Genomic DNA, 13,010 nt, shown 5'->3' with positions numbered 1-13,010 from the left:
ACACTTACATTTAAACTAATACTATATAACTTTTCCTCAAATGAATTTTAAGTCACATTTGCGTTCATTATGTATTATATAACAACTTCCTATCACTAACTAAATTTTAAGAAGTTTTTTCACTTCCTGTATTTGAATTAAAAGCGCCGGTTGGTCCATCTGCCAATATTACTTTAGAATCACTTACAGGCTTTTCGTTTAGGCATTCATAAATTAATCATTGTTAATAGCCCTGAACAAGAATAATATACTTTTTACATCAGATAATAGATAATAATGTAAAATTATTTCAGGGAGTGATTTTATGTTAATCATATTATTTAGATCCATAGTTTTGTATTTTGTTGTAGTGTTTATAATGAGGATTATGGGAAAAAGACAAATTGGACAACTCCAGCCATTTGAGCTTGTTATTGCTCTTATGATTTCAGAGCTCGCAGCAATGCCTATGCAAAACACTGGTATACCTTTGTTTCATGGTATTATTCCAATAATAACTTTGCTAGTTTTACAAGTCTTGATTTCTACATTGCAACTAAAAAGTGAATTAGCAAGGCTTATTTTTTGTGGGCAACCCAGTATATTAATAGAAAAAGGAAAAATTAATATTAAGGAACTTAAAAAAAACAGAATTAATATTAATGATTTGTTGGAAGAATTACGTTTGAAAGATTATTATAATCTTGATGATATAGAATATGCTATCCTGGAAACTCGTGGCCAAATAACTATAATTCCAAAAAGCGAACAGGAACCTGCCACCAGAAAAGACTTAAATATTAAATCCAGCCAAAACAAGATGCCTGTCACATTAATTCTTGATGGCAGGATAAATGACAGAAACCTGAAGCTTATAGAAAAAGATAAATCTTGGCTGAATGAACAGTTGAATAAAAGAAATATATCATCTGCTGAACAGATATTTCTGGCTTTACTTGATTCGCAAGGCAAATTTGTATATCAACTTAAGAAAGAAGGTAAATAAAACTTATGAAGAATATTGTTATATCTTTATTAATATTTGCTATTATGGTAATTAATATTGCATTTTCATTAAAATATCTAAATAAAGTATCTGATGACTTAAGAAGACTCAATGATGAAATTGAGCAATATATAACTGATAATGATTGGGATAAAGCATATAAATCATCTATAGATTTTAAAGAAAAATGGAAAAATTATTCGGAAAAGTTAAAATTATTTGTTGATCATCAAGAAATGGATAATATCGAAATAGAGTTATGGAAACTACCCCAATATATAAAAGAAGAAAATAAAGAAGAAGCACTGGCAAGTGTTCATGCCTTAAAGTTTTTAATCGACCATATTTCTGAATTAGAAAAAGTTACTATACAAAATATTCTATAAGATTTTTCTTAATTTTATCAGTCATCCTTCCCGTTTAGCAAAATTCCGGCTCAAATCTATATGGTTGATATGTCAATTTATTTTTGACATATCAAAATTTATCAGAGCGTATGACTTGAAAGCAAATTTGTCCTTATAAAATTAAAGTGACCTTTGATATGTTCACACAAGCACATATCAAAGGCCAAATGGCGTTATGATTCTGCTAACATTTGAGCAATTGTAGATTTCTCTGAAGTTATAATTCCTGTTATAATGTAAATTCCATCTTTAACAGCCGTAATATTTCCTCCAAAAGTAACATAATTTTTGTGGCTATGCTTTAACATACACACCGCCATGATAGCAATAAAAATCGTAATCTGATGCCTGACTGTATAATGTATGTTATATAAAATATCCGTGATAAATCCCGGGATAAAAAAGCTATTCTGGTTATATATAATTCTCCTATTCTGGTTATTTTTATAATGTCAGATATATTGTATTCTTATTAAAGAATTTGTATAGATAAATTATAAACAAAAGGAGTTACATAAACATGAGGAAAAATCATCTGTCTACCGTTAAAATAACGATAACTGCTCTGTTTATGGCAATGAACATTGTACTAAGTTCATTCAGTATCCCGGTTCCTGGGGGACACTTATATTTGAACGATATAGTGATCTGTTTGGCATCTATCCTGCTAAATCCCTTAGAGGCATTTATCGTAGGTGGTATAGGGGCATTTCTCGGTGATTTGCTTTTTTACCCTGCCCCGATGTTTGTGTCTCTGGTTACTCATGGTCTTCAAGCCATTGTTATTTCTTTATTTTCACACAAAATTTTAAAAAATCATCCTCACCTTGCGTCCATCATCGGAGTTATTTTCGGGGCTATCATTATGGTCATTGGGTATACTCTGGGAAGAGCTTTTATTTACAGTACACCGGAATATGCGTTAATAAAATTGCCTTTTCAGGTACTTCAAGCCGTTGTCGGTGCCATCATGGGGCTTATACTGTGTTGGAATTTTGGTATTCATAAATTATATAATAAAATAATAAATAAAATATTATGATTACTGTCCATTTCGTTTTCTAAATATCTGATCAAAAAATAGATAATTTGTATTAATCAACTATCTATATCCGAATTTTAATGGTTTTAGAATAACCTAATTTGCTTTTTTCCACAAAAAAATCCCTTAGATATGTCAAAAACACATACCAAAGGGCAGAATAAATCTAATTATTAATATTTTTATTTATTAACTATAAATCCTGGTATTTTCATACCTTTCATAGTGTCCTTGTTTCTGCATTTTAAAATTTTTTATTTCTTTTGCATAATCAGGTATTCATTTAAGTGTTTCTCAATATTTCTTATTGTTTTTTCATTAAGGAAGTGTTCGATTTTTTCTACCTGTTCCGTTTCATCATCTGAATTATTTATTAAACATAATAGCTTATTCAAAACATCATGTCTGTATATCAAGTATTCACCTACTGCCAATCCTTTTACAGTAAGTTTTATGTATCCGTATTTTTCAAAATTCACTAATCCCAAAAGCCGCAAATTGTTGACCATTTTTGAAGCAGAGGACGGCTTTACATGAAGCCTGGCTGCAAGCTCATGTATTCGTACCACATCCTGTTTTTTTAACATTCTGCATATCATTTCAAGATAATCCTCCATAGAAGAGGTTAATTGTGCGTTGTCATTTAACTGATATCCTCTAAACGTGTAGAAATCAGTATTGCTATCCATATCTAAAGGTTTCTCCTTTCGTTGGTTGGATTCAAGATTTTTCCCCTGCCTTGTAACACTGATTATGCAGTTTCATATAATGATAGCATCAGGAAACTAAGTTTCCCTAATCTAAATGTATTAAGAGGTGTAATAAATTATGAATAATATATACTCATTAAAAGATTTAAGGCAGGGTCAAAAGGCAAAAGTGAAATCTATATTATCTACAGGCAGTATACGAAGAAGATTGCTGGATATCGGTCTTATTGAAGGTACCGAAGTGGAATGTCTGCTAAAAAGCCCGGCCGGAGATCCGGTTGCCTACTTAATCAGAGGTGCGGTTATTGCTTTAAGATCAGAAGATTCCTCAAATATTTTAATCTGCTAAAATTTTAATGAAATGGTGGTAAGAATGGGCCTTACAAATAGCTCTACAGGAATTAAGGCTGTTGATTCCGGATTGGTTATTAAGAAGTTAACGCCAAATGATAAAGTTATCGCGGTTGCAGGTAATCCAAACGTCGGTAAAAGCACGGTTTTTAACAGCTTAACTGGGCTTAATCAGCATACCGGGAATTGGCCCGGAAAAACTGTTACTAGTGCCCAAGGATATTGCCGTTACGGGGATTCAACTTATATTTTAGTCGATATCCCGGGCACGTATTCCCTTATGGCACATTCAGCAGAGGAAGAAGTCGCACGAAATTTTATTTGTTTTGGTGATCCTGATGCAGTAATTGTCATATGCGATGCTACCTGTCTTGAACGAAATTTTAATCTTGTCCTTCAAATATTGGAATTTACCGGCAAAGTAGTCGTTTGCGTCAACATGATGGATGAAGCAAGGAAGAAGAACATAAGAGTTGATTTAGATGCAATATCTAAAAAGCTTGGCGTACCTGTAATAGGTACGACTGCAAGAAAGAAAAATGGCTTAAAAGAATTGATGCAGTCTGTTAGTCAGTTGTCATGCCAACCGGAAGAAAATCCCCCTTTTCGAATAAAATACCCAAAACCAATAGAAGACGCGATAGCTCACTTAGAACCTTTCATTAAGCAAAAGGTAGAAAAAAAGATAAATACACGGTGGCTCAGTTTGAAACTGCTTGACTATGATGAAACTCTGATTACTGCTCTTAATGAATATCTCGGATATGACCTGATTAGTGATGAAGAAATTCAAAAGCAATTAAATATAGCCAAAAAGATTTTGTCCGACGGCAGAATTACCGGTAATGATTTAAGGGACAAAATCGTTGCCAGTATAGTTTTGACTGCAGAAGATATATGCTCTGATACAGTTCATTTTAACAAATCCAACTATAATGCGAGGGACAGGAAAATTGACAGAATACTGACAAACAAGTGGACCGGTATCCCGATTATGTTAGCCCTGCTCATGGGCATTTTTTGGCTGACAATAACAGGCGCAAATTATCCTTCACAGCTAATATCTGACGGATTGTTCTGGGTTCAGGATCGGCTTACCGACTTTTTTCAATATATTGGTGCACCGGATTGGTTACACGGGATGCTTGTTCTTGGTGTGTACCGTGTATTGGCATGGGTTGTTTCTGTTATGCTTCCTCCTATGGCTATTTTCTTTCCATTGTTTACATTGCTTGAGGATTTGGGATATCTGCCCCGCGTTGCTTTTAATTTGGATAAATATTTTAAGAAATGCAGTGCTTGTGGAAAACAGGCCCTTACCATGTGTATGGGATTGGGATGCAACGCAGCAGGTATTATTGGGTGCAGAATTATAGACTCACCACGGGAACGATTGATTGCCATAATCACCAATAATTTTGTGCCTTGTAACGGTCGGTTTCCGACATTGATTGCTATCATAACAATGTTTTTTGTCGGTCATGCTGCCGGACCGTTTGAATCCGTTTTTTCTGTTATTTTACTTACCGGTGTGATTGTTTTAGGTATCTTTATGACTTTCATAGTCTCAAAAATATTGTCAAAGACAATTTTGAAAGGTATTCCTTCCTCGTTCACGTTGGAGCTTCCTCCCTATCGTATACCTCAAATCGGTAAAGTCATTGTCCGTTCTATCTTTGACAGGACAATATTTGTACTTGCAAGAGCTGTGGTAGTTGCGGCTCCGGCCGGCCTTATTATATGGATTATGGCCAATATTTCCATCGGTAATATGACGTTGCTTGCCCATTGCTCAAACTTCTTGGATCCGTTTGCAAAAATGTTGGGAATGGACGGTGTTATTCTTTTCGCATTTATTTTAGGTCTTCCGGCCAATGAAATTGTAATTCCAATAATTATTATGGCCTATATGGCCTCCGGAAGCATCATGGAATTGGATAGCTTATGGGACTTAAAGCAGCTACTAGTCAATAACGGCTGGACCTGGATTACTGCAATTAGTACAATGCTGTTTTCTCTGATGCACTGGCCTTGCTCCACAACCTGCCTTACTATCAGGAAAGAAACACAAAGTTGGAAATGGACGGCAATTTCGTTTGCTGTACCGACTATAGCAGGAATTGTAATTTGTTTTGTATTTGCTAATATTGCAAGGTTATTTATTTAAATGAATAAATCAAAATACCCTACGGTATAAAAGTGTAGGGTATTTTAAATCTATAAAAGTTTTCTTAAAATTCCAACATTCAGGCTGAAGATTATGACAGCAGTTATGGTCCCAATCTTAGAACCTTTAGCTTACCGGATGGTGGCAGTGCAATCGGTTATATAGAAAATGGTTATTCCACCACCTATAATAACATTGATTTTGGTGATGGTGCTGTATCAGTAACAGCAAGAGTAGCTACCCAAAATGCTACTACCATTCAGGTAAGATCAGGAGGAGCAAACGGTACTTTACTTGGTACAATATCTGTTCCTTCGACTAGTAGTTTTGATACTTACCAGAATGTAACTGCCACCCTTAGCAATATTACCGGTGTGCATGACATAACCCTTGTCTTTTCAGGACCGGTAAATGTCGACTACTTTGTATTTAACGCAGCTAATGAAAATCCTGGAACTAATCCACCTGTTGGAAATACAAGAAGTGCATTTTCCAATATCCAGGCTGAAGATTACGACAGCAGCTATGGCCCTAATCTTCAAACCTTTAGCTTACCGGGCGGTGGCAGTGCCATTGGCTATATTGAAAACGGTTATTACACCGTATATAAGAACATTGATTTTGGTAGTAATGGTGCTGTATCAGTAACAGCAAGAGTTGCTACTCAGTTCGACACTACAATTCAGGTAAGATCAGGAAGTGCATCAGGTACATTACTCGGGACGATTTACGTCGGGTCTACAGGAAGTTTTGATACTTATAGGGATGTATCCGCGAATATTAGCAAAACTACAGGAGTAAAAGATATTGTTCTTGTATTCTCAGGTGCAGTCAATGTGGATTATTTTAAGTTTAGTTCAAGTACATCTTCCGATGATATAAATACTGCAACTTTGTTAAATACTTATGGCAGTCTGTTAGGCAATGTAGGTACATGTATCAATTACTACCAATTAATTGATGACAATACCTTAAATGTAGTAAAACAGCAATACAACAGTATTACTTTGGAAAATGAGATGAAACCAGATGCAATCCTGGGTAGTAGCCCAAGCCTTATTTCTGTCTCTGAGGCTAGAAATCTTGGATATTATATTCCAAGCAACTGGCAGGATTCTATGGTTCCAAGATTAAACTTTAGCACCATTGATAGAGTTATGCAGATCTGTTCTCAAAATGGTCTTCGGATGAGAGCCCATACACTTGTATGGCACAATCAGACCCCTGGATGGTTCTTTAGAAATGGTTTCAATGGTAGTTCAGGTTACGTTAGCCCTCAGGTGATGGATGCACGCTTAGAATTTTATATAAAATCCGTAATCAATCATGTATATAACAGTCCGTATGGCGATTGTGTATATGCCTGGGATGTTGTTAACGAACATCTTCATGCTGTCAATTCAGGATGGGCAGCCATATATGGAAATGCTAAGAATGTATCCTTTGTAAGAAATGCTTTCATTTATGCACATGATGCATTAGTCGCTCTTGGTAAAAGAGACAGCGTTAAACTTTTTTATAATGATTATAATACCTATGAAGTAACAAATGATATTGTTTCCTTAATTAAGTACATCAATCAGAACGGCAAGTATTGCGATGGCGTAGGCATGCAAGCGCATCTAGATACGAGTTATCCAAGTCCGGCTTCCTTCAAGGCAGCGCTTCAAACATTTTTAAATAATGGATTCGAGGTTCAGATTACTGAATTTGATGTTACCAATAACAATGCTACTACTCAGGCAAATTACTGCTATGATATTTTCATGGGTATCCTAGATTGCAAAAAAGCCGGTGGCAATATTACCGGTATAACATTCTGGGGCTTATATGACAGCGTTTCTTGGAGAGCTAGTCAGTCACCTTTACTATTCAGTAGCTTAACACAGCCAAAACCGTCCTATTATTCGGTACTGAAAGCCTATACGGATTCAGGTTACAGTATTGAATAACGTAAATACTAATGTTAAATCTTGAATGGTGCATTCTAAACAGTCTTTTAATTACACCTTGCAACATATAATGACTTTGTAAAATATTCTAATTAAAGCGGAATATTTAAAGAAAAGATAGGAAAAGAAAGTATTCTTTTCCTATCTTTTTTCTATGGTGTCAATAATATCTGTTGCTTTTTAAACTTATTATTACCAGATATAATAAGCTTAAGGATGAGAACAAAAAAGAATGTGATTTATTACTTGTGCTTGAATCACACTCTTGAAACTGAACTCCTACTTTTTGAAACAGCTGTTTCGACATGGGGCGGGTGGTCATTATTGATGTATATGTCCATGGAACATATCAGTGACTATTATTGTTTTAGGGAACGCTTATTAAAAATATAGCAACTTAAAATACGTTCACAAAAATGAGCAAGCATTGTTATAATAATCAAACCTGTTTCCTGGCTCCCAAAATTCTTATAAAAATCCTTCCGATTAACCTCACTAAAATCCATAATCTCTGAAAGAGCTTTTCCTAATGTGCTTTTTCCTGCACCATTTTAGCCACATATTAAGATTCCAATCACATACTTCCTTCCTCTTTTAGTATGACATCCCTTTCTTATTTATTTGTTGAATATTCTTTTCCATTCCAATATAAGACATCACTCATAACCACTTCACCACCAGCCACAGCTTCTTCGTAATAATCAATTTTTATACTGGAATTTCCTGGATCTTTCAAATTACAAAACCATTTCATAAAGCATTCATTTACTCCCTCTGAAGTTAATTCGTAAATAACACTACTGCTATAATAACCTCCAAGGACAGAACCACGCCATCCTGTAGTAACGGCAAAATGATAGCCGTTATCCACCGATATCAGGTTATATTCCGAACTATAATAAACACTCTCGGCAAGGTCTCCAAACTCAAATGTGTGTTCCCCATCTGTATATATGAAATACTGCTGATAAAAATCGTTTCCATCCTCAGTAATAGTTCTGCCAAATTCACATATCACTTCTTCCTTTCCATCACCATTAAAATCATAAAACAATGGCTCAATTTCGATTTGAGCATCAGTATATTCATTTATAGCAGCCAACAATTCATCGTGTAAATACACATGCTCCGGCGCAATATTATCCGTCGCTTCCGGCTTGTCAGCTTCATCTGATATTATCTCAGGCTCGTTATTTTCAATATTGTAATTCTGATTTACCGTACTCTCCGAACCACAGCCACGAAAGAGAAAAGCAATCCCCAAGATAATAGACCCGCATATTATTGAGGTAAGTTCTTTTATATTCATTTAAGTTCTTCCTTCTTTATTTCTTAAAATTATAAAACAAATATCCGTCTAAGAACTAATCTATCTGTTCTATTCTAATTGTGTCCTTATGTTACATACGCAAGAACTCCAAAAGAAAAATATGGCAATATATATCCATTGTTTTCAAAGTTCCAGATTAGCCTTCCATTATCTTTTTAACTTTACATATATACCAACAAAGCAAGTATAAGGCTTGATAATTGTTTCAAAGTATTGCTTGTCGCTTTGTGCATACTCATTATCAATTGCAAGCCACTCATTCCATGCTTCTTCAAAACAAGCCATTTCCCATGTTACCACTGATTCAATTCTGTCATGGCTGCCAATAAGCTTTTTCCAGAGTTTTGGACTTTTAAACATATAGGCTTCCTTACCAAGCCAAACGGATAGAAGTTCTTCGGAGTGGCCTGAGTATTCATCCTTCAAGCCAGGAATACCTATTAAAATCACTCCACCATCTTTCATTAATGGAAGAATTTTTTCTTGGAAGAATCCCTGTTCACCTGCAAAATAATGATATGAATCAATGCTAACCAAAGCATTGAATTGCCTTTCATTAAAATGCAAATTATTCGCATCTTCGCAAATAGGTGTTACCTGTCCATAAACCCCCCATTCGGCAAATCGTTTCCCATTTTCTTCTGCACTTACCCAGAGGTCATTTGCATAGACCTTTGCTCCAGTCTCTTTTGCAATAACAAAACTCGTCAGCCCCGTTCCGCATCCCAAATCAAGAACTAAATCATCTGATGAAAGTTGCAAAGGATATTTGTCGAATAACTCTCCAAGAAGCCTTACGCAGTTTGGTCCCATCATTGTTTCTGCTGAAATATACTTTTTATAATTACTGATATTCATATGTCATCCTTTCTAGACAAGGGGATGGTTCTTCTGTCTAAATCCTCGAGTTTTACTTACCTTATTGTTCAAACCTGTAATACCGATAGAATTCTTTTATTAAATTGTCCAATATTTACACCGTTCCATTGTTCTTGTTTTTGAGTCCATGTCCATAAGTTTCTCTTGAAAAAGCGCTTGCATACTGATAAGGCATACCTAATCATTTGCCAAAATAGTGGGATTAAGGTTAATGATTGGTGTCTGGAACAAAACATTAGCCGTAATGCCTATTCGTTTACACTGCGACCTCAAAGTTCTAAATACAGATCTTCTATAGCTTAAAGAATTATGAATTTTCTGCCGCTTTCATTATGTAGTGTACATTTCTGCCTGTTTCATATACATATCAAAGTACTTTCCTTTTGCTTTTATTAGTTGCTCATGACTGCCCATTTCCACAACCTTCCCGTTTTCAAATACGGCAATTACATCCGCAATACGTGTCAGTCCCAAACGGTGAGTGATAATAATACCCGTTTTACCCTCACACATCTTTGCAAATCTCTCATAAAGAGCGGATTCTTCCAATGGATCAATTGCAGATGTAGGCTCATCTAACACAAGCAATTCAGAATTTCGGTATTGAGCCCTAGCAATTGCTATTCTTTGCCATTGACCTAATGAAATATCTACTCCACCAAAGTTGCGAGAAAGACTCAAAGCCAATATTTTCAACTTCTCCAGAACTTTCTTATTTCGACATCATTACCACTGTCTCCAAGTTTATCTTTATCATAATCTCCAACCCCAAGTACATCCAATTGCCTACGCTCTTCGCATAATGCATTACTCCATTCAGGCTTGTACAAGTTAAAAAAGTCACGTGCTTCTAAAATTCTTATCTCGTAATCTGTCAACTCAACCCTGCTAATTGAAACCGCAATTTTATCGCAAAATCCCCATTGATATGTTATCTTTCAGTTTGCTCCGTCATAATACCCCAGCGTATACCGAATTTATCAATAAAAACAACACGGCAGGAGCTATATGGAGTTTCTTCCATTTTATATATTGTAGTGCTTCCTTCTTTCATGATTTCGTACGCACGCTGCACTTCTTCCTTTGTGTCATACATAATCGTTAGAAAGTTTGAATAGCAAACGGAGAATGGAATATCTACATGATCACTCATAATGATTCTCTGATTGTCGAGTACCAGCTCTGCGTGATAAATGTAATCCTTCTGTTCTTCAGTAAGCCCCTGCATATATGCCGGATCATTCGCTTCCCGGTATGTGATTAAGCAGGTAATCTTTCCTCCAAATGCTTTTTCGTACATCTGAATTGCCTCGCGGCATTTACCTCCAAAATTGAGTGTTGGCGTAATTCGCATATCTGTGATACCTCCGCAAAATTAAAATTTCCTTTCCTGCAATATGTTTATGAGAACATAAAATGGAATCAACATCTACTACGTTTACAATTCATTATTTCATATTTTTACCTTTCGGACAATTAGAACTAAAAAAACAGCAAGTATCTTTAGTTTTGCATAACAGACCACAAGGGTTATAATGGGATAAAAATTAAATTACGAAACATTCATCCTGTCTCCTCAACCCTATGAAAAATCCTGTTATCTAATCTGTCAACTCAACCCTAATAATTTTTGAGTTCAAATTTTACTCTAAAATACCCAGTCGATATGTTTCCGTGTACGTATTTTAGCTCTTTAGGTTGAGTAGACAACTTGGATGTAATCCATCAAACCCAGAAAAACCAAGGTTTACAAACGCGACATTAAGACGACACACTCAACATGGGTCGAGACTCCCTCTATGATGTCATTGACTTTTTACGTATGTGGAAACATTTCCATTCAATTCTGACTTTTTTTAGAGGTATGCGGAAACATATCTACCATTTAAATAATCCCTTGGGATTTTTTCCTACATTTTTAATACTTTGGAAGCTCTGGACAGTTTTTTCATTACATCTTGCATAAAGCACTTCCATGTTTTACCTTTTTATATATCATAATAACAACTTAGTAATATCTTTTATTTCTGGATCTTTGAGAAAATCTCCAGCTACAGTTACAACAATCCCATTTTGATGTGTGTTCATCGGGAAGTACTTAGTAATCAAATCATGTGGTATTAAATAAGCTTCACTAACTTCAAAATCTCTACTAAAAATAATCGCGATTAAATAATCAAATTGACAATCTTCATAGTTCCTAATAACATTGAGCTGACGACTATTCTTTCCCGGATGCATCCATCTACTTTTTATCTGATATTTTAATCCTGTTTCGGGATCCCAAGCATCATATCCCTTTTTACTGTTCTTTTCGAGTTTGAAGTTCATTTTTGTGCTAACAAGCCATTCTGCATAGTCGCCTACAGGACTATTATATGTACGTACAATTCCTGATTTTTTTAGTGCATTCAAGATTGATGCATATTCTTTTAATTTTTACTTTACTTCAAAAAATTCCATATTATTAACTTCCTCAAGGATTTTCTTGTTTTAGTAGTTTTTAGTATAGTTAAATCATATCACTTTTGCCTATATTACAAGCAGAGCACAATGTTTGTAGATTATCAAGTACTGTCTCTCCTCCTTTAGACCATGGAATGACATGATCTATATGCAAATCAACTGAAGGATCCTTAGCTGGAGATGCACCACAAGCACAACATTTAAAGTTATCTCTTTTTAATACTTCAAATCTCAATCTCATCCCTGGTTCACGCTTAGTCTTATGGGAATAATCTTTTTCTATATTATTACATTGTTTATTGGTGTTTAAAATTCCTAAATCGTAATCTTCACTTGGAGCGATAATCCGTTTCCCTTCAATACACTTACCGACTACAATTTCATCTCCTTGTTTTGGTTTATGATAGATTAGGCCATTATACGGATAGTTAACACCTAAGCATCTAAAGTGCCCTCTCTCAATATATTCAAAAACAGCTGGCTTCTTATCAATTTGAATACCATTGTTAACCCTATTGTAGCAATAATCTGTTGGAATAATACTTCCCTCATTTGTTCCATATTTTTGATATAGTATTCTGTATATTTCCCTCAGTTCAATAATATAATCAGTTCCAAACTTATCTACCATTTCATTTGCGAGCTCTATTATCTGGTCATCAATTTTTTTACTCATTTGATTGTTAACCTCCTTAAATACATACGAACATATGAATAATTT

The 13,010-nt window shown here is 35.0% G+C and carries 14 protein-coding genes; 6 read left to right on the top strand and 8 right to left on the bottom strand.

The annotated features are described in order from the left end of the window. Positions 1 to 367: 367 nt before the first annotated feature. From HHT355_RS03665 to HHT355_RS03655, 3 genes are all read left to right on the top strand, one after another. On the top strand, positions 368 to 985 hold the full coding sequence (locus tag HHT355_RS03665; protein WP_330403360.1) for a DUF421 domain-containing protein: 618 nt from the start codon (positions 368 to 370) through the stop codon (positions 983 to 985). 5 nt (positions 986 to 990) lie between these two features. Beyond that, positions 991 to 1,371 carry a DUF4363 family protein gene (locus HHT355_RS03660; RefSeq protein ID WP_103202075.1) on the top strand — a complete coding sequence of 127 codons (381 nt, stop codon included), beginning with the start codon at positions 991 to 993 and terminating at the stop codon, positions 1,369 to 1,371. A gap of 541 nt (positions 1,372 to 1,912) precedes the next feature. Beyond that, positions 1,913 to 2,434 (top strand): ECF transporter S component, encoded by a 522-nt coding sequence (locus HHT355_RS03655; RefSeq protein ID WP_103202074.1) that lies wholly within the window; start codon positions 1,913 to 1,915, stop codon positions 2,432 to 2,434. 254 nt (positions 2,435 to 2,688) lie between these two features. Here HHT355_RS03655 and HHT355_RS03650 read toward each other — a convergent pair whose 3' ends face one another. Further along, complete coding sequence (locus HHT355_RS03650; protein ID WP_103202073.1) at positions 2,689 to 3,123, bottom strand: metal-dependent transcriptional regulator; 435 nt, start codon at positions 3,121 to 3,123, stop codon at positions 2,689 to 2,691. A gap of 139 nt (positions 3,124 to 3,262) precedes the next feature. Between HHT355_RS03650 and HHT355_RS03645 the strand changes: the two genes are divergently transcribed. From HHT355_RS03645 to HHT355_RS13905, 3 genes are all read left to right on the top strand, one after another. After that, positions 3,263 to 3,493: a FeoA family protein gene (locus HHT355_RS03645; protein WP_103202072.1), complete on the top strand. Its 231-nt coding sequence runs from the start codon at positions 3,263 to 3,265 to the stop codon at positions 3,491 to 3,493. A gap of 24 nt (positions 3,494 to 3,517) precedes the next feature. Continuing rightward, a complete protein-coding gene (feoB, locus tag HHT355_RS03640) occupies positions 3,518 to 5,662 on the top strand; it encodes a ferrous iron transport protein B (RefSeq protein ID WP_103202071.1) in 2,145 nt (714 codons plus the stop codon). 77 nt (positions 5,663 to 5,739) lie between these two features. Then, positions 5,740 to 7,614, top strand: a complete 1,875-nt coding sequence (locus HHT355_RS13905) for an endo-1,4-beta-xylanase (RefSeq protein WP_330403364.1) — start codon at positions 5,740 to 5,742, stop codon at positions 7,612 to 7,614. A 613-nt stretch (positions 7,615 to 8,227) separates the two neighbouring features. Here HHT355_RS13905 and HHT355_RS03625 read toward each other — a convergent pair. From HHT355_RS03625 to HHT355_RS03595, 7 genes are all read right to left on the bottom strand, one after another. Then, on the bottom strand, positions 8,228 to 8,923 hold the full coding sequence (locus HHT355_RS03625) for a hypothetical protein (protein ID WP_103202070.1): 696 nt from the start codon (positions 8,921 to 8,923) through the stop codon (positions 8,228 to 8,230). A gap of 168 nt (positions 8,924 to 9,091) precedes the next feature. Continuing rightward, positions 9,092 to 9,802 (bottom strand): SAM-dependent methyltransferase, encoded by a 711-nt coding sequence (locus tag HHT355_RS03620; RefSeq protein WP_103202069.1) that lies wholly within the window; start codon positions 9,800 to 9,802, stop codon positions 9,092 to 9,094. Positions 9,803 to 10,153: 351 nt separating this feature from the next. Further along, entirely contained in the window at positions 10,154 to 10,504 is a 351-nt protein-coding gene (locus HHT355_RS03615; protein ID WP_158245879.1) for an ATP-binding cassette domain-containing protein, read from the bottom strand. Between the two features lie 11 nt (positions 10,505 to 10,515). Then, positions 10,516 to 10,701: a hypothetical protein gene (locus tag HHT355_RS03610; RefSeq protein WP_103202067.1), complete on the bottom strand. Its 186-nt coding sequence runs from the start codon at positions 10,699 to 10,701 to the stop codon at positions 10,516 to 10,518. A 53-nt stretch (positions 10,702 to 10,754) separates the two neighbouring features. Then, complete coding sequence (locus HHT355_RS03605) at positions 10,755 to 11,177, bottom strand: VOC family protein (RefSeq protein ID WP_103202066.1); 423 nt, start codon at positions 11,175 to 11,177, stop codon at positions 10,755 to 10,757. Between the two features lie 641 nt (positions 11,178 to 11,818). Beyond that, complete coding sequence (locus HHT355_RS03600; RefSeq protein ID WP_103202065.1) at positions 11,819 to 12,238, bottom strand: DUF6998 domain-containing protein; 420 nt, start codon at positions 12,236 to 12,238, stop codon at positions 11,819 to 11,821. A 97-nt stretch (positions 12,239 to 12,335) separates the two neighbouring features. Beyond that, positions 12,336 to 12,965, bottom strand: coding sequence for an HNH endonuclease (locus tag HHT355_RS03595; protein ID WP_158245878.1), 630 nt, complete (start codon positions 12,963 to 12,965; stop codon positions 12,336 to 12,338). Between the last annotated feature and the right edge of the window lie 45 nt (positions 12,966 to 13,010).

Source organism: Herbinix hemicellulosilytica, assembly GCF_002904165.1.
GTDB classification, from domain to species: domain Bacteria; phylum Bacillota; class Clostridia; order Lachnospirales; family Lachnospiraceae; genus Mobilitalea; species Mobilitalea hemicellulosilytica.
Note: the sequence above shows the minus strand (reverse complement) of the source record. Positions and strands in the feature narration are given on the sequence as shown.